General features: G+C 43.2%; 16 protein-coding genes and 2 pseudogenes. 3 read left to right on the top strand and 15 right to left on the bottom strand.

All coding sequences use genetic code 11. The features are described from left to right. Nucleotides 1-118: 118 nt before the first annotated feature. The 4 genes and pseudogenes from AB4133_RS08765 to AB4133_RS08780 all read right to left on the bottom strand — a co-directional run bounded on the left by AB4133_RS08765 (nucleotide 119) and on the right by AB4133_RS08780 (nucleotide 4,188). The gene (locus tag AB4133_RS08765) at nucleotides 119-1,624 is read right to left on the bottom strand and encodes a putative bifunctional diguanylate cyclase/phosphodiesterase (RefSeq protein ID WP_372224234.1); all 1,506 of its coding nucleotides are present in this window, start codon (nucleotides 1,622-1,624) and stop codon (nucleotides 119-121) included. Nucleotides 1,625-1,833: 209 nt separating this feature from the next. Continuing rightward, nucleotides 1,834-2,057: pseudogene (locus AB4133_RS08770) on the bottom strand (GGDEF domain-containing protein); the annotation flags it as partial. Next, nucleotides 2,050-2,363: pseudogene (locus tag AB4133_RS08775) on the bottom strand (LysR family transcriptional regulator); the annotation flags it as partial. The pseudogenes AB4133_RS08770 and AB4133_RS08775, both read right to left, overlap by 8 nt. Before the next feature lie 199 nt (nucleotides 2,364-2,562). After that, complete coding sequence (locus AB4133_RS08780) at nucleotides 2,563-4,188, bottom strand: ABC transporter substrate-binding protein (protein ID WP_372224235.1); 1,626 nt, start codon at nucleotides 4,186-4,188, stop codon at nucleotides 2,563-2,565. 173 nt (nucleotides 4,189-4,361) lie between these two features. Here AB4133_RS08780 and mpaA point away from each other — a divergent pair, with 173 nt between their 5' ends. Continuing rightward, a complete protein-coding gene (gene mpaA / locus AB4133_RS08785) occupies nucleotides 4,362-5,069 on the top strand; it encodes a murein tripeptide amidase MpaA (protein WP_137001686.1) in 708 nt (235 codons plus the stop codon). Nucleotides 5,070-5,477: 408 nt separating this feature from the next. On the opposite strand, the gene eat is transcribed toward mpaA, so the two are convergent. The 3 genes from eat to AB4133_RS08800 are packed head-to-tail and all read right to left on the bottom strand — an operon-like array spanning nucleotide 5,478 to nucleotide 9,174. Beyond that, nucleotides 5,478-6,875, bottom strand: coding sequence for an ethanolamine permease (gene eat / locus AB4133_RS08790; RefSeq protein WP_372224236.1), 1,398 nt, complete (start codon nucleotides 6,873-6,875; stop codon nucleotides 5,478-5,480). Nucleotides 6,876-6,899: 24 nt separating this feature from the next. Further along, nucleotides 6,900-7,769, bottom strand: coding sequence for an ethanolamine ammonia-lyase subunit EutC (gene eutC, locus AB4133_RS08795; RefSeq protein WP_017067008.1), 870 nt, complete (start codon nucleotides 7,767-7,769; stop codon nucleotides 6,900-6,902). After that, nucleotides 7,762-9,174 (bottom strand): ethanolamine ammonia-lyase subunit EutB, encoded by a 1,413-nt coding sequence (locus AB4133_RS08800; RefSeq protein ID WP_017069776.1) that lies wholly within the window; start codon nucleotides 9,172-9,174, stop codon nucleotides 7,762-7,764. The genes eutC and AB4133_RS08800 overlap by 8 nt, the downstream gene beginning before the upstream one ends. 200 nt (nucleotides 9,175-9,374) lie before the next feature. On the opposite strand from AB4133_RS08800, the gene AB4133_RS08805 reads away from it, so the two are divergent. After that, nucleotides 9,375-10,295: a helix-turn-helix domain-containing protein gene (locus AB4133_RS08805; RefSeq protein WP_017061644.1), complete on the top strand. Its 921-nt coding sequence runs from the start codon at nucleotides 9,375-9,377 to the stop codon at nucleotides 10,293-10,295. Between the two features lie 104 nt (nucleotides 10,296-10,399). Here AB4133_RS08805 and folM read toward each other — a convergent pair whose 3' ends face one another. The 8 genes from folM to AB4133_RS08845 all read right to left on the bottom strand — a co-directional run bounded on the left by folM (nucleotide 10,400) and on the right by AB4133_RS08845 (nucleotide 18,675). Next, nucleotides 10,400-11,116 (bottom strand): dihydromonapterin reductase, encoded by a 717-nt coding sequence (gene folM, locus AB4133_RS08810; RefSeq protein ID WP_017061643.1) that lies wholly within the window; start codon nucleotides 11,114-11,116, stop codon nucleotides 10,400-10,402. Next, nucleotides 11,113-11,751, bottom strand: a complete 639-nt coding sequence (gene folE / locus AB4133_RS08815) for a GTP cyclohydrolase I FolE (RefSeq protein WP_102398130.1) — start codon at nucleotides 11,749-11,751, stop codon at nucleotides 11,113-11,115. Before folE ends, folM begins: the two co-directional genes overlap by 4 nt. 18 nt (nucleotides 11,752-11,769) lie before the next feature. After that, nucleotides 11,770-12,141 (bottom strand): dihydroneopterin triphosphate 2'-epimerase, encoded by a 372-nt coding sequence (gene folX, locus AB4133_RS08820; protein WP_017067658.1) that lies wholly within the window; start codon nucleotides 12,139-12,141, stop codon nucleotides 11,770-11,772. Nucleotides 12,142-12,238: 97 nt separating this feature from the next. After that, entirely contained in the window at nucleotides 12,239-12,736 is a 498-nt protein-coding gene (folK, locus tag AB4133_RS08825) for a 2-amino-4-hydroxy-6-hydroxymethyldihydropteridine diphosphokinase (RefSeq protein ID WP_372224237.1), read from the bottom strand. A 298-nt stretch (nucleotides 12,737-13,034) separates the two neighbouring features. Then, nucleotides 13,035-13,685 carry an HNH endonuclease gene (locus tag AB4133_RS08830; RefSeq protein ID WP_016796939.1) on the bottom strand — a complete coding sequence of 217 codons (651 nt, stop codon included), beginning with the start codon at nucleotides 13,683-13,685 and terminating at the stop codon, nucleotides 13,035-13,037. Beyond that, complete coding sequence (locus AB4133_RS08835) at nucleotides 13,678-15,318, bottom strand: AAA family ATPase (protein WP_372224238.1); 1,641 nt, start codon at nucleotides 15,316-15,318, stop codon at nucleotides 13,678-13,680. The genes AB4133_RS08830 and AB4133_RS08835 overlap by 8 nt, the downstream gene beginning before the upstream one ends. Nucleotides 15,319-15,800: 482 nt before the next feature. Then, the gene (gene pflB / locus AB4133_RS08840) at nucleotides 15,801-18,098 is read right to left on the bottom strand and encodes a formate C-acetyltransferase (protein WP_372224239.1); all 2,298 of its coding nucleotides are present in this window, start codon (nucleotides 18,096-18,098) and stop codon (nucleotides 15,801-15,803) included. Between the two features lie 232 nt (nucleotides 18,099-18,330). After that, entirely contained in the window at nucleotides 18,331-18,675 is a 345-nt protein-coding gene (locus AB4133_RS08845) for a multidrug efflux SMR transporter (protein ID WP_017061635.1), read from the bottom strand. A gap of 320 nt (nucleotides 18,676-18,995) precedes the next feature. Between AB4133_RS08845 and AB4133_RS08850 the strand changes: the two genes are divergently transcribed. Next, a complete protein-coding gene (locus tag AB4133_RS08850; protein ID WP_017064961.1) occupies nucleotides 18,996-20,144 on the top strand; it encodes an S-(hydroxymethyl)glutathione dehydrogenase/class III alcohol dehydrogenase in 1,149 nt (382 codons plus the stop codon). Nucleotides 20,145-20,207: the final 63 nt, after the last annotated feature.

Here is a 20,207-nt window from a genome sequence, read left to right on the forward strand (position 1 = left end):
GTAACTAAAATCCCCATTCGTTTTGTCAGCGAATGGGGATTTCTTATAGTTAGGCCAACAGCATCCTTCTCGATACAAGTCATCTGTATCTCTGTAGCCTAGATGAAAAAGTATTAAGTTATGTTGTTGAACATGGTTCTATTTCAGAGGTGAGACTTTCTTTCAACTGCTTATATGGCATCGGGTAGCCCAGATAATAACCTTGGGCTTGTTCGCAATTTAACGTTTTCAAAATTGACAGTTGTTGAGCATTTTCAACCCCTTCAGCCACAACACTAATGCCAAACCCTCGCGCTATATCAATGATACCAGACGTTATAGCTCTAGAACGATAATCATCTTCTAACCCACTGATGTAACTGCGATCGACTTTGATTTCATCTACATCCAATTTGCTAAATATACCAAAAGACGTGTAGCCAACACCAAAATCATCTATCGAAAAGGACACCCCTTGTTTTTTTAACTTCTGAACAGCGATTGCACACTGATCTATATCTTTCAAAATAGCGGTTTCAGTGATTTCCAGACAAAGTAAGCGAGCAAACTCGGGATCCTTTCGTAGATATTCGTCCAGATGGTTCATGTCATCAACGCTATTTAGCTCTACCGCTGAAATATTGACCGAGACACTATTAAGCTCATTCCCTAGCAAGCCATTAGCCCTAAGTTGTGACGCAGTCTTCTCTAGAACTAACGTAGTCAAATCACGACAAAAATAATTCTCTTCTGCTAGCGCGACAAAGATATCCGGTGAAACGACACCATAGCGCTCATGCGTCCAACGAGACAACACCTCCACACCTGCGACGAGTCTACTTTCAATGTTGAATTTAGGCTGAAACACAATATCAATCGCTTTGTCATCAATCGCTTTACGTAATTCTTGCACCATTTCTTGACGTTGACGTTCAAGCTCAGTGAGTTTTGGGTCATGAAATTCAATCGTGTCCTTGCTTTTCTTTGCTTCAGTTAAGGCGTGGGTAGCAGATGCCATGAGTTGCTTGGCATTATTCCCATCCGAGGGGAATAGAGCAGCGCCAATACAACAAGTGGCGTGGATATCATAACGATAAGCACACTGGTTAAATCTACGATGTACGAGGGCAATGTAGGATTCAATATGCTCCGTGTGGTTGAGTTTAACCAAGCACGCGAAGCCATCTGAGTGCACTCGTGATGAAAGCGGTTGATGCTCTATAGGAAGTTCAATAGATCGTGCGATATCTTTTAAAAATGAATTAGTATTCTCGAATCCGATCTGGTCAGCGACAGATTTGAAGTTATCAATGTCTAATAAGAAGAGGACATAATGGTCACTGGCTTGAGAATTTTTCAGTCTTTTATTTAAATATCGAAAAAAGACTGAAGGGCTATGAAGTCCAGTCACACTATCAAGATCGTTAGCGTCCTCTAAATCTCGATTATTTTTCTGGACCATTACCCATAATAAAATAGACGTTAGAATGATAAAGATCAGACCTTTAACTGTCTGAGCTAAGGCGTGTTCGTATAGATTATTTGATAGTGACTCAACTGCGAGATCAGAGAATAAAACCCATAATGATGACAGTATTAAGTAACTGAATACTATGTTGACCGGATATCTTTTTGTCTTGTTCATCGTTAGCTGCTATCTCTCAGTCTAATGTGTCATGACTTATATGTTATAAATTGCTCATAACGTAGCACCAACATAAATCGCAATCTACCGCTCGCGTTTTTATTTTTGATTTTTATTTACCGATTTTCGTTATCACTTTGCGCGACGAAAACCTTTTAGGGCTAAAACATGCGAAAAACAATTTGTGTGGATGTTGGCTCTTAGTCAAACTAAGAACTGCCGATCGCTTTTGTTGATGCCGGGTATGACTCTTCAATCACAATTGTATTTCGTCCTTTTAGCTTTGTTTGATAAAGCGCGCGATCGCACGGTCTTTCCACTTTTCATTTTCTGATAGCAAGCTAATACCAAAACTAGACTTAATTGTTAGAGTTGGCTATTGCTCAAGTTTGATCTTCTGAATTGCTGAGCGTAATTTCTCTGAAAGGGCTGCACACCAGTTGCCAATGTTCTTGAAACAATCGCTCGCAATGAGTGTCTTCGCTTTCGACCTTGCCGTTGGTCAGCTCGATATCGACATTCTGACAAGGGTTAGTTGATGGCCAGTCCACCAGCTGAATATTAAGCCTGATAAAAGAGTATTTTTTATAAAAGGATGGCAGGCGAGGAAGGTTTCTAAACTTTTGAGCTGTTGGCTAACCGCCGCTTGCGTGACACAAAGCTCTCGGGCAGCCGCGCCAATGGAACCAAGACGAGCAACAGCTTCGAACGCAACAAGAGCACGTAGAGGGGGTAACATGGCTTCACCTGATTGAAATAAAAGTGAAAAATACTTCAATCAGGTTTCAGTTTTTTGCGGTTCCAGTTACAGATTAATGACGAAGGGACGTTGATCAGATATTTATGATCACCGTCCCTTTTCTTCTATCTCTTATATCTCTTATATCTCTTATATCTCTTATATCTATACGTTAGGCCTGAACTCGCATTTAGCCTATCTACTCTTTGATATAAAGATCCTTAGAATAGATGCGCCCTTCCACGTTGTTCTTCGCAAAGCCTCCAACACTTGGTCGCACTAGACGAGCCTGCATGTAGTAATAGATAGGCGCGATCGGCATATCTTCAGCCAGTAACTGCTCCGCTTGGTCATAGAAGCCTTGGCGATCTTGTTCGCTGGTTGCTGACAGTGCGCTGTCCATTGCAGCGTCGTACTTGTCATTGTTGTAACGCGCAAAGTTACCCGAAGACTCAGAGCGCAATAGGCTCAAGAAGGTCGACGCTTCATTGTAATCACCGCACCAAGAAGCCCGCATCACATCAAAATCACCTTGGCGACGTGATACTAGATAAGACTTCCACTCTTGATTTTCCAACTCAACTTGCGCGCCTAAGTTGCCTTTGAGCATGGAAGCGATAGCCACAGCAATCGACTTATTCGATTCACTGGTGTTATAAAGCAATTTGAAATCCAATGGATTAGCCGCATCGTAGCCCGCTTCTTTCAACAGCTCTTTCGCCTTTTGGTCGCGCTCCTTTTGAGTCCATGTGCTGTATTCAGGCTGAGTCGCATCAAAGCCTGCAGTGTATTCATGAGCAAAGGTATAAGCCGGCAAGTTACCCACCTGAGTGACGCCATTGGTAATCACATCACGCATCATTGAGTAAGACACCGCTTTACGCACTCTCGCGTCATCAAACGGAGGTCGTGTGGTATTGAATGCGTAGTAATAAGTACACAGTAGAGGGACGGCGGTATAAGCGTCTTGATACTTTGTTTTCAGCTGCTGCGCCATTTGTGTTGGTACGTCAGAAGTGATATCCACCTCGCCCACCGCATAACGGTTAATCGAAGCGTTTTGGTTTTCGAACGGAATGTAAGTCACTTGGGTTAGATTGGTATCTGAACTAGCCCAATAGTTAAGGTTCTTCTTCAATTCAATACGTTCATTAATAACCCACTCGTCCAAAACAAACGCGCCATTACCGACAAACTGCTTAGGGTCACTCCATGGCTTATCGCTGTTTTCTAGCGTTGCCTTATGAACAGGCATCATCGATGTATGGCCTGTCATCGCCACAAAGTAAGGCACCTTGCTATCGAGCTCGAACTTCACCGTGTGTTTATCAACGGCTGAGACACCTAGATCTTCAACGGGCTTCTTACCTTCTGCCACGTCAGCAATGTTGTTGATTCTGGTGAGCTTGAGATACCACACGTTTGGCGAAGCCAGTTTCGGGTCGACCGCGCGTCTTATCGCGTACACGAAATCATCGGCCGTCACCGGATCGCCATTCGACCATTTCGCGTCTTTACGTAGGTGGAATACAAACGTCTGGTTATCTTCCGTTTCCCAAGATTCCGCGACACCTGGAGTGATATTGCCATCGCGATCTTGGATCACTAAACCCTCAAATAGGTCGCGTAGAATGTGCATTTCCGGTAGGCCTTCCGCTTTCGCAGGGTCAAGCGTCGCTGCTTCCGCATCATTGGCGCGAACTAAGTGCTGGTCTTTTGCCAGTGAAATACCAGCAGGTAAGGTTTCAGCAACGGCAGTCACTGATATAAAAGGGGTCAATAAAGATGAAATGAGTAAAGCCGTTGAATGTTTTTTAAAATCCATGTTTGTTTGCTCTCCTAGCCTATCTTTGAAGCAAGTAATTAAATTAACAATGCGACGGTTGACGAGTTTTGACGCTATGGTTTATTTAAAGGGGTTCATCTAATGGACTTAGTTAATGATTAATATAGCCAATAGTGAATACTTGATAGTACTTGATCAATCAGGAGATTAAGGTGAGTTTAATTCCAAGAACGGAAAGAGCTGCGTTTTCAATAAAGCCGCTGTCATATGGAAAATCAGTGTTGGGTGCGCCTTTGCTCTATTTCCCCGCGCAAATAGAAAGCGAGTCTCGCGGGCTGATCTTAGCAGGCACACACGGTGATGAAACCGCTTCTATTGCAGGATTATCTTGTGCGCTGAGAAGCTTGCCAGCCGCCAACTTGAGACACGATGTGATCCTGTCGATGAACCCAGATGGCAATCAATTAGGCACTCGCGCCAACGCCAACCAAGTCGATCTGAACCGCGCCTTCCCAACTCAAAACTGGACAGAAAACGGCACCGTGTATCGCTGGAGCTCCCACACACCAGTCAGAGATGTAAAAGTGAAAACCGGGCAAGCCGAACAACTTGAACCTGAAGTGCAATCGCTCATAAACCTCATCGAACAGCGCCAACCTAAATTCGTCATCTCTTTTCACGAACCACTCGCCATGGTCGATGACCCCGATCGATCAGAACTCACCACTTGGCTAGGTAAGCAATTCAACCTGCCGCTCGTTGAAGACGTCGATTACGAAACCCCAGGCTCATTCGGCACATGGTGTCAGGAAAGAAACCTACCGTGCATTACTGTAGAACTACCGCCCGTTTCTGCGGATTTAACTATAGAAAAGTATTTGGATGCGTTTGTCGCAGTGTTGGGGTGTGAGGGAAATTAGTCTGGAGTAGGCTACATATACACATGCGAACAGTAATTCATCCTAATTACTAGTGAATCATATATTCCGTCTACTGAATCAATCCCATTCATAATCTATGCCGAATTCTTCCTTTGCATCATTTCAACTTATCTTTAGAGAAAGGCAATCGACATGATTAGCGCGATGAAAACTTCACTATCAATGAACTTCGGGGCTCGTCGCTATGAATCTAACTCGTTATAAAAAATCATGACAAGTGTCTGGACAAAAACGTTCCAAGAAAATGATCCTAAAACAGCACTATTTCTAAATTAATATTTATCGTTAGAGGTGATGACGATTGGGGTTTACACGCAAGTTACTACAAGTAGTGTAATAAAGGCTCCAGCAAAGCACTAGAGCCTTAAATACCATTAGAAATTGAATCTAATTAGTAGCCTCAAGCTCTTTCTCTGCAACCGACAGCATCTCAAACTCTTCCTCAGCGGTCGATGCGACCAATTTATTACGGCTATATAGGCCATAATAAGCACCACCATTCACAAAGAGTCCCATAGTCATAAAGAATGCAGATGGGTCAAAAGCATAAACACCCGTCATTGCAATAAGCGACAGCACTAGTGAAGTGCCGGAAGTCAGCATGCCACCCGGTGTTTTGTATGGACGGTGAAGCTCTGGTTGCTTGATACGCAACAATATATGACTAAGCGACATTAATGCATAAGACACTGTCGCCCCCACTACCGCCATCGCCAAGATCAGGTCGCCTTCTCCGGTCAATGACACAGCAAAACCAAACACACCCGGCACCACTAAAGCACGAGCAGGCACTTTGTTTTTGTTTGTAAGCGACAAGCTTTGAGGCAAGTAACCCGCACGAGACAATGCAAACACTAAGCGGCTATAACCGTAGATAATCGAGAAGAATGAAGCAATAAGTCCTGCAAGTCCTAGTATATTAACAGCCGTTGCAACGGTTGGATTACCGGTCAACTTCAAGGCATCGACTAGAGGAACGGCACTATTCGCAATCGCTTCAGAACCCACAGCGCCCGCAAGCAGCAGAACGACTAAGGTAGCGGTGACCAGTAAGAATAACATTGCGCCGATAATACCTTTGGGTACATCCTTGGCCGGGTTTTTCGCCTCTTCAGCAGCCAGTGGAACCCCTTCTACCGCAAGAAAAAGCCACATTGCAAACGGTAGTGCCGCCCATACACCATACCAACCAAAAGGAAGTAGTTCTGTGGCTTGTGCGGTTGCCGGAGCGATATCAAACAGATTATTAGCATCAAACTCACTAACCAATACGCCTGCTGTCATAAGAATTGCTAGTACGGCTAACCCACTGATGACCATCATGACTTTCAGAGCTTCTCCTACCCCTGCCATATGAATACCGATAAAGATGGCATAAAAGATCGCGTAAACAAGAGGACCATCGATACCCATTAGTTCATTCACCGCTGAGCCAATAAAAATGACAATCGCGGCAGGTGCAAGGGCATACTCAATTAAGACGGATAAGCCGGTAAAAAATCCCCCCGTTGGTCCCATGGCTTGTCGAGCAAAACTATAGCCACCTCCTGCAGCGGGAATAGCCGCAGACATCTCCGCCAAAGAAAGGACAAGGGTAAAGTACATCACCGCCATAGCAATTGCAGCAATAAGAAAGCCTCCCCAACCAGCTTGACCGATACCAAAGTTCCAGCCTGCAAAGTCACCAGAGATCACGTATGAAACGCCTAACCCTGCTAGCAAAATCCACCCAGCAGTGCCCCTTTTAAGTTGTCTTTGCGCCAAATATTCCTGATGTTCTGACATTGTAAATCCCTCTATTTTTGTCTTTTATCCAATTAAAAAATTGCCTGTGTGCTTGTCTTCTAACTGCTCACCACCTTCTTCCTCGATACTCGAACGGTCTTTAAGGTTGACCCCAGAAAGCTCTAGCCGACGAGCTTCCTTCAATAGGTATACCGCTCGCTTACACGCATCTTCATAAGCCAACCCCTGTGGGCGAATATTAGAAATGCAGTTCCTATCAGAGTCTTTTGCTCCTCTTCTTGCCTGCCAAGTCAGGTACATACCCATGCTATCTGGAGAGGTCAGTCCCGGGCGTTCACCAATCAAAACCACCACCATCTTGGCTTGTAAGCACTCGCAAACATCATCTCCTATTGCCACTCGGCCCTGCCTCACAACAGTAATAGGAGCAACATGCCACGGCACTTCGTCTTCCCCTAATAAAGAAAGCAGATGCTCAATGACTGGATTTGCATGATTTTGAATGGCAATTGAAGACAAGCCATCAGCCACTACTATCGCGAGATCAAACGGGGGAGACTCTGAATGAAGAACGGCTTGCAACTGATTCCAACAGACGTCATCAAGCTCACGACCAAGATCCGGCCTTTGCAAATACATGAATCTGTCTGTCGCTTTGCTGTGCGCCTTAATTGGTGCCTGAGAAGTGTGTTGAATGACCGAGTTTGATTGAGCGATGAGCTCAACCAATGAATCCACATCTAAAGCACAATGAACGGCATCCATCGCCTGTGCATGGTCGAGTTGAAATGAAAGCAACTCTTTAGTTGGAACGCTATTTCCACTTCGACCCAGTGCAATACGTGCCGATGTAAAACCTTTAAGCTCGTGCCAAGGGTTTTGAGTTACCAACTTAGAAGCAGAATGTTTTGCCATAGAGACCACCTTACCCATGTGTGGGGCCTCCATTAAGTTGTGCTAGAGCGCCAGCAAATGAGCCGGAGAGTCGTTCATTTAGGCGCACATCTTTTACATCATCAAAAATCTGCATCTGAGTTAGCCACTCCTCAAACTCCGGCGCAGGTTTTAAACCCAACACCTTGCGTGCATAAAGTGCATCATGAAACGAGGTTGTTTGATAATTGAGCATGATGTCATCGGAACCCGGAATCCCCATAATGAACGAGCACTCAGCGACACCGAGCAATGTCAGTAAGTTATCCATATCATTTTGATCGGCATAGGCATGGTTGGTATAGCAGATATCACACCCCATCGGCAGGCCAAGCAATTTGCCACAAAAATGGTCCTCAAGCCCTGCTCGAATAATCTGTTTTCCATCAAAGAGATATTCAGGGCCGATAAAGCCGACCACGGTATTAACCAACAATGGATTAAAATGACGCGCTACGGCATAAGCCCGTGTCTCACAAGTTTGTTGGTCCACACCATGAAAAGCATTGGCAGAGAGAGATGTTCCTTGCCCTGTCTCAAAGTACATGACGTTACTTCCAACGGTGCCTCGGTTCAGCGAAAGCGCCGCTTCGTTTGCTTCTTTAAGGATCGAAAGGTTAATACCAAAGGTGTCGTTCGTACCTTGAGTGCCACCAATAGATTGAAAGACGAGATCCACCGGAGCGCCCATCTCAATCGCTTCAATCGTGTTTGTAACATGGGTTAATACGCAAGATTGGGTCGGGATCTGGTAGTGTTGAATGACCTCTTCCATCAGATTCATCAACTTAATTGCCTGTGGTACATTATCTGTTGCGGGATTAATGCCGATCACAGCATCACCATTGCCATACATCAAACCATCAAAAATACTGGCGGCAATGCCATTGAGAGAATCGGTTGGATGATTGGGCTGTAAACGGGTGGATAAACGACTAGGCAAGCCAATGGTGTTACGAAACGCAGTCACTACCCGACATTTTTTGGCGACTTGGATCAAATCCTGATTACGCATGATCTTACTCACTGCAGCCACCATTTCTGGAGTTAAACCAGGACGCAGCTTTGCAAGCGTGAGACTATCGGCTTCATCACTTAGCAGCCAGTTCCGAAAGTCTCCCACTGTAAGGTGATCAATCGCTTTAAACGCCTCTCTATCATGGCTATCAATGATTAAACGAGTAACTTCATCACTTTCATAAGGGATCACCGCTTCATTTAAAAACGTCTTTAGGGGCAAGTCTGCCAGTGTCATCTGAGCTACAACACGCTCTGCAGCAGAAGTCGCAGATACACCAGCCAAAACATCTCCTGAACGCTCTGGCGTAGCCTTTGCCATCAGATCTGCTAACGACTCAAAGTTAAAAACCAGGTGCCCTTGTTGTCGGCGATAAGCTGCTGTCATAAATTCCCTCTTCATAAACTGGTTCAGTTCTTGCTCAATAACCTTTTGTATATATGAGTAATTAAGCGATTTTTGAACCGAATGAATATCAAGAATCGGCAAACATAAAAAAGCATTAATAAACATAAACTTAAAGACACACTGTACTAATATGGGTCACATGGGTAGGTCATGGAATGATGAGAAAGGATGAAGAATTGATGCGTTATGCACCTAATTTGTGCACATTCAACACATTTGATGCAAATCAGCAGGCAGCCAGCCTCTTTAACTGGCAGCAAGAATATGACCAACTGAGTCAAGGAAGTTTTCTAGGTCAGATCCGTGAACGAAAATTTTCTCACGTGCACCTATTTCGAGAAGACAGCAACCGAAAACTCAAGCAGCAATGTCGTATTAATGAAGGGATTTGGTTAGGGATCAGTGCTAACGATAGACCTTTACACATCAATTACGCACAAGGTAATCCTGATAGTATTTTGATCCGTGAGGCTGGGGCGGATTTTGAGCTACTTACGCCAGAAACCTTTTCTATTTATGGGTTAGTCATAAGCCCTTCACTGGTTGAAATGATTCAGCAACAGCTAGAGATTGAATCATTAAACAGCAAGAGCCACTTTCTTGGTTGCTCTCAACACTACACCCAACAAATAAAAGCTTACTTGAGCTTACTACTCTCCCCGAGTCAATCTCGCTGGTCTTTTCAAACTCATCAATCCATTGTTCAAGATATGTTGGTCGAATTGTTCGCTCAATCGTCTAATCAAAATATGCAAAAAACCAATGCCTCACAGCGTGAGAACACAATGCGTCGAATTAGGCAGTACCTAGATAACTCGCAGTACCGTAAACCCGTCACCGTGTCTGAACTGTGCGATGCGGTTTATGTCAGTCGCCGTACGCTGCAATACACCTTTGAGTCCTGTTGTGGCATATCACCAAAACAATTTATACAAAATGTACGTCTCAACCAGGTACGGCGCATTCTGCAAAATCCGAGCGAACAACGGTGCATCAATGAAATCGCCTTTGACTTTGGTTTTTTTCATCTGGGATATTTTTGCCAAAGCTACAAGCAGTTGTTTGGTGAGTCGCCCATGCAAACACGTTCTAATGTCTAAAACCCAAAAAGTGTCGAGGGACAACTTAAAAAAATGTAGTTAGACGATATGAAAGACGAATAGATTAGTTGACTATCCTGCCTCAAGATCACAACGCATGAACTTCACTTCAAGTGCCTGCCGCCATCAAGGTGCAAAGTCCTTCCTGTCATATAGTGACTAGCCAAAACAAACTTAATGCCATCTATCACTTCTTCAAAGCCTGCCTCTGCGGGAATCAGTGCTTTTTTCAGAGCTTTGGTTTTGTACGCCTCGTCATCATGTTCATTGAATTTTATCATGGCAGGAGAGACAGTATTGACTTTCACCTTGGGAGCCAACATCGCTGAGAACGACAGCGTCAGGTTGTTGAGTGCAGCTTTACTGGCCGCGTAAGCGATGTGTTTTTTACTGCCTTTTTCCGCAACGTAATCACTGATGTGGATGATGTCCGACGTTTTATCGCCAGACATTAATTGGTCTTTGAGCGTTAAGTTAACCAGATAAGGCACGGTAGCGTGAACCGTCATCATCTGGTTCATGATTTGTAATGCGTTTTCACTGGGATTTTTTTTGTTCTCCGGTTGCCAGTCGGAAGCGTTATGGATGATGGCTCGAATCGCCTTATATTCTTGACCAACATAATGCAAAAAACCCTCTAAGCTACTTTGTTGATAAAAATCTACCTGTTGCAAGTCGGCTCCACTGTCGCGCAGTATTTTCAGCTGGGGATAGTCGCTTCGGTAAGTGCCAACGACTTTGTATCCGTCAGATATAAGTTGCTGCGCCAGAGCGAATCCTAAACGCTTCCCCACTCCAGTTATTAGAATCGTTTCACTCATCGTAAAAACTCAGCTCTAGTTTGAGGGTTAGTTTTGAAACTGCCACCAAGCGCGGTTGTGGTGGTTTCAGAGTTAGCGTCCATAACGCCTCTCGATTTAACGCAGTAGTGAGTTGCTTTAATCGTCACAGCCACATTTTCTGTTTCGACTAGAGTCTGTATCGCGACCAGGATTTGCTGTGTAAGGCGTTCTTGAACCTGCGGACGCTGAGCAAAGAATCGAACAATACGGTTTATTTTAGATAGCCCAAGAATCTTGGATTCTGGGATATAAGCCACTTGTGCTAAACCATCGATGGTGATGAAGTGATGTTCGCACGTCGAAGTTAAATCTATATCCGATACCTTAACCATTTCATCAACTGACATTTTGTTGTCGATAACACTAATTTTGGGGAAGTTATTGTAGTCGAGCCCTGAAAATATCTCGTGAACGTACATCTTTGCAATGCGATGAGGTGTTTCAGCGAGACTGTCATCGGTTAAATCCAGCCCGAGCGTACTGACAACTTCCGTCAAAAGCCCTTTGATGCGGTTGTACTTCTGGTCGGGGTTCATTTCGCTCGATGTCATCGGGGTTTCTAGTCCCTTTTCGAGCAAAGCTTCTCTTACTTTTTCAGCTTCTGTGGTTAGCATTGAGTCGCTCCTTATGAGTTAATCTTCAAGTTCTGCTTCATAGCTCAGGGTGAGCGAGACGGAATCGGCGAAACGTAGAGCATGAGGCTTGTCAATTCTCACCTGAGCGTATCGAACCCATGAATGGTCGATACAAATACCGAGTACGTCGCTGGTTAACTTTTCTAAAAGCAGAAACCGTCCAGATTCAACATGTTCAATAATTTTTTTGCAGATATTTTTGTAGTTAAGTGCGTTCTCCACATCATCAGAGAGGCAAAGGTTGTTCGCGGGATAATGGATCTCCGCATTTATGACGATGTCTTGCTGCTTGGTTTTTTCTTCTTCGTTGAAGCCAATGAAGGTTCTTAATCTGAGATTTGTGATGGTGATAATCGCATTGTGATTCATAACAGTTTCCGATCCTTAGAAGGTAGAGTGAGTTACGTGCCTGTTAGAAGAAAAGATCAATAAAGCTCAAGCGTTCTGTTTAAAGCCGTTGTAGGGATTAAGTGAAGCTGACCTTGAAAGGTATAAGTTCGGTTTTCTGACTCAGCTGATCGAAGTTGTTCCAGAGGTGCTGAAAAGAGATGTCTAGAGTGGGATGAAGTTCTTGCGCGGCAACATCAACTAACGGTCGAAGTACAAAAGCATACTCGGTGATTTCACCTCGAGGCAGCTCTACTCCATCAATAATGCCGACTTCGTTACCGTAGAGAAGGATATCGATATCCATCGTACGCGAAGCGTATTCTTTAGTTTCACGCTTGCGAGCATTGTCTATCTCGATTTGATGCAGAACCTTAGCCAGTTCAGCGATAGAAAGGTCACATTCAAACCCAACGACTAGGTTTAGGAAGTTGTCTCCTTCAAAACCAACAGGCTCACAATCGTAAAAATTAGAGATGTGTAGAGGTGCAAAGCGGCTATTCAATGCTTTGAGAGATTCTGTGACGTGATATTCGCGGTTAATGTTGCTTCCGATGCTGACATAAACGGTGGCCATAATTTTTTCTCCCTTTTAATCGGCCTCTTACGTTGTAAGTCGCTAGGAAGATCAGCTATGGATCCGTTTGATGTAGGGAGGGTAAAAGAAAATCTCCCGACAACTCATATAGAGTTCGGTTCTGAGTCGGAAAGGAGGACTTTTGAACTAGAAAATGCCACGGGCGAAAATTCAGCTTATGAAGGTTCTGGACAGAACCTTCTTAGAGTAATCACTTAAATTAGTAAAATGCAGATAACTTTTAGTATGGAAAAAGTTGCTTCGTGAGGTGTCCTGTTTGACTGATGCGGACCAAAAACTAGTTTGTCAATGCTCTCGACACTTTAGCGATGAGACTACCTATCTCTTCATCTGACTTATTCTCGGATAGTCTTCGAGCCATTTCCAAAAACTCATCCATTTCTGAGTGGGCTATGTTAGGCCCTCCGATATCGTCAATGTCTTTATTTAAACCACATACAAATATTGTATAGGAACCTTTGCGCGCTTTATTGTCATCAAGCCCGGTAAAGTGGCCTTTTCGGGTTTTATAAATATACTTTGAATATTCATCAAAGTGTGGATGTACGATCATGAATTGCTTACTACTGCGAGGGTACCCTAACAACTTTGCTTTTGGTCTGGTAACAGGGTGAGCGCCTTTGCTTTCATTACAATCGCAGCATATCAGACATAAATTCTTAGCTGTGAAAATAAATTTTGGATGAGTCGATTTTGGAATAAGATGCTCTACTTGACAATTCATCGCTGATTTTTTACTCAATGGGTTCTTACAAAAATAACAAACCTTATCTTGTAAAGGCCGATAATGTGTCCGTACAAATCTTCTTAGCGGCAATAAGTCACCATCCCCCCAGTTATCATGGGTGAAATGTGGGTCATTCATTTTAATTCGTATGAGCTTTTTGAGTTCAGCGCTAAATACTACTGGGCTTTCGATATCAGCCATAAAGTTCACTCAATTCAATACAAGAATCAATTAGGTCTAAGAGCTTAGAGTCGTTTATTTTGTTCCTTATTCCAAGAAGGTATTTGAAATCTAAGAGCAAATCTCCTTCTGGTAAGGTTTTCTTTTTAGAAAGATGAAAAAACACTTCTAATGTAATTCTAATGAGGTATTCGTTATTAGGATTATTGACATTGAAGGTGTGAGTCATTTGGTAATCAAGTGACTTGTTTTTTATAGCGCTACCAATGACAGTTCTGATTTCTCTTGATTCTAAATTTACAAGGTAGGAGTTATGTTCAGGTAAAGTAGAAACGATGTTTGGTGAGTGGGTTGAGAGAATAAAATGACATCCACTGTAGTTCGAAAAAATATCACATAATAATGGCAAAAAATCTTCTTGCCACTTCGGATGTAAGCTTAATTCTGGTTCGTCAATGAGAATCAAAGAGTCATTTTCAATTACGCCAGCGATAGACAAAATATTGAAAAGGATACAGAGCTCACCAGAACTTGCATCGGTTAGTAAAAAGCTAGTATCTGTTGCTGTTTTTGTAAATGAAATGTTCACCAAATCGATAATGTCATAGTTAGCTAACAAGATTAAATCATCAAGAAGATCATCCTGCGATGAGTCATTCAAGTTCATTGTTAAATCAAGGTTCGAGGAGTTATCAAAAAATGGACCAATATTAATTTTGTAATAATCTCGCACCCTCTCAAATGAATCTTGAAGTTCTTTGTTGATTAATTCCTTTTCTTCATCAGATAAATTTTTTCTGCTGCGCCCTTTGAAAAACCTAATACTTTCAGTTGAGCTTAAAAGGTCGTGGGTTTGGCCACCTGCAAATCCGAACTGTTGACCAAACGAAAGGTTTAACTCAAATTGGAAGTTGTAACCTAAAAACTCAAAAACTTTTTTGACGCTTTGAAGTCGTGTACTTTCTCCCAAGAACAAGTTTAGAAAGCTAGAGCCGAGTTGGTTGAATTTTTGATCGATATAATCTAGTTCTCTGTCACTTGAACTTCCGCTTTTTCTTAATCGCGAACCACGATAATAATATTTAGTGTGTGAATGATCCTCAAACCTATGAGAATCGTACGTTGGGAATTTGTCAAATGGACTCGAGGTGACAGCAATCAAAGTGGATATATACTTGAATTCACTCGTGGGGGCAGTAGTACATTTATAACTCATTAAATCTTGCATGAAGTATGATTTCAGAAGTGATTTAAATTCATATTCGTTAATTATTAAGCCTTCATAATCCTCTTCTATAAAATAATCATTAGGGCTAGAGGCGTTAATTGTTACTAATTTAGTAACTGTTTTTCCATCATTGGTGACAATACGGATATGGGCTTGTAATCGTACTCTATTAGTATTAGAAATAGAGTAGGTTTCTTCGCCTAATTGATACTTAATGTTTAGTGCAAGATTAGTCGGCTTATTTGAAAACATATTAAATGAAGATGGTTCATTTAGTAACGTATGACAGATAGTTTGTAGAAGTCTGCTCTTACCAACACCATTTGTACCAACTAATAATGTATAAGTATTGGAGTCATTAGACTGCTCGGTAGGAAGGACTAACTCGATTAGCCTTTCATTGTGAAGAATTTGTGTTAAGCGCATATACATCCTGAATTGACAGATAATCAACAAGTTAGCGTAATAACCACGAATTTACCTTAATTAATCTATGTTTACAATTTCATATAGCTTTTAAAAGCAGTTCAATGAAAGCTGAATGTTAGGTCGAATTTACCCCCGTGATACAACACGGGGGTTCAATGAACAGCATTAGAACAATGGATAGATTTTAGTAAGGCAAAACCCAATTAACAGGATATGAGTGAGTATTTACTCTATCTGATAATGGGGCAAAGATAAGTTAGAGCTCCTAGTGATCTCTGACATAAAAAACAAGCGAATCCCCCCAAAAAAAGAATCAAAGCGATACCAATCACCGTGTAAATATCGGTTTTGCTCATATACCAGCCAAGACAACGCGACGCCCAACGACATCATTCGCGCCATACTCCACGCACAAAAAAGCGCGAGAAACGGATGTCATTCTCGCGCTTTTTTAGAACCGTATATCTTGAAGTTTACGGTTAAATCTTAGCAGTAAACGTACGGCTAATTACATCCTGTTGCTGCTCACGTGTTAACGAGTTGAACCTCACAGCGTAACCCGAGACTCGGATGGTTAACTGTGGGTATTTTTCTGGATGTTCGACGGCATCCAACAACATGTCACGGTTAAGCACGTTCACGTTAAGATGTTGCCCACCCTCAACACGAATCGATCCTGCACTTTCTTCATGGTGGAAGTAACCATCCATTAGTGCTGCTAGGTTCACTTTTTGGCTTAGATCATCTTTACCTAGTGCATTTGGTACGATTGAGAAGGTGTAAGAAATACCATCTTTAGCGTACTCGAACGGCAGTTTGGCAACTGAAGAAAGTGAAGCCACCGCCCCTTTCTCATCACGACCGTGCATTGGGTTTGCGCCCGGGCCAAATGGCATACCAGCGCGGCGACCATCAGGCGTGTTACCGGTTTTTTTACCATATACAACGTTTGAAGTAATCGTAAGGATAGATTGAGTTGGAACCGCTTCACGGTAGGTGTTCCTTTTCTGAATTTTCTTCATAAAACGTTCAACCAAATCACAAGCAATATCATCGACACGTGAATCGTTGTTGCCGAATTTTGGATATTCGCCTTCAATATCAAAGTCGACAGCGATGCCATCTTCGTTACGTACTGGTGTTACCTTCGCGTATTTGATAGCCGCTAACGAGTCAGCAACAACCGACAGCCCTGCAATACCACAAGCCATTGTGCGATGAACATCGCGATCCATCAATGCCATTAACGATGCTTCATAGCTGTAACGGTCATGCGAGTAATGGATCACGTTCAGCGCAGTGACGTATTGCGTTGCAAGCCAATCCATCATGTCATCAAAGCGTGGCATTAAGCGGTCAAAATCGAGAACTTCATCTTCGATACGAGCAACTTGAGGACCAACCTGCATGTTAGATTTTTCATCAACACCACCGTTAATGGTGTAAAGCAACGCTTTAGCAAGGTTTGCACGAGCACCAAAGAACTGCATATGTTGGCCAACCACCTGTGGGCTCACACAACACGCAATCGCGTAATCGTCATTATCAAAATCCGCACGCATTAGATCATCGTTCTCATACTGAAGTGATGAGGTTTCGATAGACACTTTAGCCGCGTATTGTTTAAACGCGATAGGCAGTTGTTCAGACCATAGAACCGTCATGTTCGGCTCTGGTGCTGGGCCCATCGTGTGCAATGTGTGCAAGTAGCGGAAAGTCGTTTTGCTAACAAGAGTACGACCATCAACGCCCATACCAGCCATTGCTTCTGTTGCCCAAATTGGGTCGCCAGAGAACAATGAATCATATTCAGGAGTGCGAAGGAAACGAACCATACGAAGCTTCATGATGAAATGGTCAATCAACTCTTGCGCTTGTTTTTCATCAATCAGACCAAGTTTAAGGTCACGTTCGATGTAAACATCTAGGAAGGTTGATGTGCGGCCTAGCGACATCGCAGCACCATTTTGAGACTTAACCGCAGCTAAGTAGCCAAAATAGGTAAATTGGATTGCTTCTTGCGCAGTACGAGCAGGAGAAGACATATCAATGCCGTACTTCAAACCCATTTCTCGCATTTCATCAAAGGCACGAATTTGATCAGTAAGCTCTTCACGTAGACGCAATGTCTTATCTAAATCACCACCCGTTTCAAGCATCTTCTGAGTCGATTTGAATTGCTCATTTTTGTCTAATTTTAGGAAGTCGATACCGTACAAAGCAAGACGACGGTAGTCGCCGATAATGCGTCCACGACCATAAGCATCCGGCAGACCAGTAATAATACCAGAACGGCGACATGCTTTAATTTCGTCGGTATAAAGATCGAACGCTACTTGGTTATGCGTTTTGCGGTACTCAGTGAAGATCTTTTCGATTTGTGGCTCTAATTCACGACCGTACACTTCGCACGACGTTTTCACCATTCGAATACCACCATTGGCGATGATGCCGCGTTTCAGTGGTTTATCGGTTTGTAGACCCACGATTTTTTCGAGGTTTTTTACAATGTAACCGGCATCGTGTGAGGTGATAGTGGAAACGATATCAGTATCAAAATCGACAGGGGCATGAGTGCGGCTTTCTTCTTTAATACCTTCTAGCACCGACTCCCATAGCTGTGTCGTCGACTCCGACACGTCCGCAAGAAAAGACTCATCGCCTTCATAAGGGGTGTAGTTTCGCTGAATAAAATCACGTGCATTAACGGATGTTTGCCAGTCGCCAGCTTGAAATCCCGTCCAAGCTTCCATCATATCGGTTGTCGGAATAGTCATAATGACCCCCTAAGTTATTGATAAACAGATAATATCTATGATTATTTATAATCATAGGTTTCTGCTGGCTATACTAAACCGACCAATCTATGAGTAAAGTGAGCTGTTTTCATAAAATACATGCACAAAATGCATTTATTGGGATTACTATATTATATTCAATACCTTAAGTTGAAGGCTAACTACTCTAGATTCCAATTAGTTTGTTCCTTCAGAAGTAGGAAATAGACTCTTAGTGACTCACCGACGTTGAAAACAGGTTAATGACCACCACACCAGACAGAATCAAAGCGATGCCAATGATCGCGTAGATGTCTAGCTTTTGCCCGTAGACCAACCAAGACAACGCCGCGACCAACACTATCCCTGCGCCACACCAAATCGCATACGCCACACCCAAAGACATGGTTTGAACCGTGAGAGACAACAGATAAAAAGCAAAGCCATAACCGACGAGTACTGCGGCGGTCGCAGGAAGGGAAGTAAATTGCTGCGTTTTAGGCAATAAAGAAGTCGCGACAACTTCAAGCACGATGGCAAGTGACAGCATCACTGGAGGCGGAAGAGATAAAAGCATGTATGAGTCCACAACATTAAATACGGCGCTCAGAATATTGTAGTTTTATTTCCAATTCATGTGATTTTCAGTAAGCAATTATTATGACGTACCTTAAAAATTCTTAAGTGTGACTTTCGGTTAACACGAGGAACCTAAATGCTCTATTATTACAAATACGTAATAATCATTTTCTATTTAAGGGGATTATCAAAACATGCACTCACACCTATACTAGCTCCAACAAAACGAGAGAGCGGAAACAATTAAGCTCAACTACGCTTAACGGGTTGAATTTAATTGCACAGTTATCCGCTGTACTGACATATAGGAAACATCCAATGACAATCGAAATTAAACCTGGTCAAACGCATATCAAATCAAAAGCAATGGTTGCATGGGCAGCTGGCGAGCCACTAAAAATGGAAGAAGTTGATGTACAACTTCCTAAAGCTGGTGAGGTTCTAGTTCGCATCGTTGCTACTGGTGTTTGTCACACTGACGCATTCACATTATCAGGTGACGATCCAGAAGGTATCTTCCCTTCAATTCTTGGTCACGAAGGTGGCGGTATCGTTGAGATGATCGGCGAAGGCGTTACAAGTGTTGAGATTGGCGACCACGTTATCCCACTTTACACAGCTGAATGTGGCGAATGTAAGTTCTGTAAATCTGGTAAAACTAACCTATGCCAAGCCGTTCGTGAAACGCAAGGTAAAGGCCTAATGCCAGACGGTACAAGCCGCTTCTCTATCAATGGCGAAACGATTTTCCATTACATGGGCTGCTCGACTTTCTCTGAGTACACAGTACTTCCAGAAATCTCTCTAGCGAAAGTAAGCAAAGAAGCACCACTTGAAGAAGTTTGTCTTCTAGGTTGTGGTGTAACAACAGGTATGGGCGCGGTACTTAACACAGCTAAAGTTGAAAAAGGCGACAACGTTGCTGTATTCGGCCTAGGCGGTATCGGTCTTTCTGCAATCATTGGTGCTCGCATGGCTGGTGCTGACCGCATCATCGGTGTTGATATCAACGAGAGCAAATTCGAGCTAGCAAAACAGCTTGGCGCGACTGATTGCATCAACCCAACTAAATTCGACAAACCAATCCAAGACGTTATCGTTGAGATGACAGACGGTGGTGTTGAGTACTCTTTCGAGTGTATTGGTAACGTAAACGTAATGCGTCAAGCACTTGAGTGCTGCCACAAAGGTTGGGGCGAATCAGTAATCATTGGTGTTGCGGGTGCAGGCCAAGAGATCGCAACTCGTCCATTCCAGCTAGTGACTGGTCGTGTATGGCGTGGTTCTGCTTTCGGTGGTGTTAAAGGCCGCTCTGAGCTTCCAGAAATCGTAAACCGTTACATGGCGGGTGAGTTTGGTCTTCAAGAGTTCATCACTCATACAATGGGTCTGCAAGACGTAAACGAAGCATTCGACCTAATGCATAAAGGTGAATCTATCCGTACTGTTCTACACATGGATAAGTAACACATCTTGGCCTCGATTCTTTCGAGCATCGAGGCCACAGCTACAAATGAATAGCAACAAACT

Source organism: Vibrio sp. 10N.286.52.F8 (genome assembly GCF_041468745.1).
GTDB classification, from domain to species: domain Bacteria; phylum Pseudomonadota; class Gammaproteobacteria; order Enterobacterales; family Vibrionaceae; genus Vibrio; species Vibrio crassostreae_C.

Excerpts from the sequence above, each read along its gene's own strand:
- AB4133_RS08765 (WP_372224234.1), bottom strand. The coding sequence starts at position 1,624 with ATGAACAAGACAAAAAGATATCCGGTCAACATAGTATTCAGTTACTTA.
- AB4133_RS08780 (WP_372224235.1), bottom strand. The coding sequence starts at position 4,188 with ATGGATTTTAAAAAACATTCAACGGCTTTACTCATTTCATCTTTATTG.
- eat (WP_372224236.1), bottom strand. The coding sequence starts at position 6,875 with ATGTCAGAACATCAGGAATATTTGGCGCAAAGACAACTTAAAAGGGGC.
- eutC (WP_017067008.1), bottom strand. The coding sequence starts at position 7,769 with ATGGGTAAGGTGGTCTCTATGGCAAAACATTCTGCTTCTAAGTTGGTA.
- AB4133_RS08800 (WP_017069776.1), bottom strand. The coding sequence starts at position 9,174 with ATGACAGCAGCTTATCGCCGACAACAAGGGCACCTGGTTTTTAACTTT.
- AB4133_RS08805 (WP_017061644.1), top strand. The coding sequence starts at position 9,375 with ATGCGTTATGCACCTAATTTGTGCACATTCAACACATTTGATGCAAAT.
- folM (WP_017061643.1), bottom strand. The coding sequence starts at position 11,116 with ATGAGTGAAACGATTCTAATAACTGGAGTGGGGAAGCGTTTAGGATTC.
- folE (WP_102398130.1), bottom strand. The coding sequence starts at position 11,751 with ATGCTAACCACAGAAGCTGAAAAAGTAAGAGAAGCTTTGCTCGAAAAG.
- folX (WP_017067658.1), bottom strand. The coding sequence starts at position 12,141 with ATGAATCACAATGCGATTATCACCATCACAAATCTCAGATTAAGAACC.
- folK (WP_372224237.1), bottom strand. The coding sequence starts at position 12,736 with ATGGCCACCGTTTATGTCAGCATCGGAAGCAACATTAACCGCGAATAT.
- AB4133_RS08830 (WP_016796939.1), bottom strand. The coding sequence starts at position 13,685 with ATGGCTGATATCGAAAGCCCAGTAGTATTTAGCGCTGAACTCAAAAAG.
- AB4133_RS08835 (WP_372224238.1), bottom strand. The coding sequence starts at position 15,318 with ATGCGCTTAACACAAATTCTTCACAATGAAAGGCTAATCGAGTTAGTC.
- pflB (WP_372224239.1), bottom strand. The coding sequence starts at position 18,098 with ATGACTATTCCGACAACCGATATGATGGAAGCTTGGACGGGATTTCAA.
- AB4133_RS08845 (WP_017061635.1), bottom strand. The coding sequence starts at position 18,675 with ATGCTTTTATCTCTTCCGCCTCCAGTGATGCTGTCACTTGCCATCGTG.
- AB4133_RS08850 (WP_017064961.1), top strand. The coding sequence starts at position 18,996 with ATGACAATCGAAATTAAACCTGGTCAAACGCATATCAAATCAAAAGCA.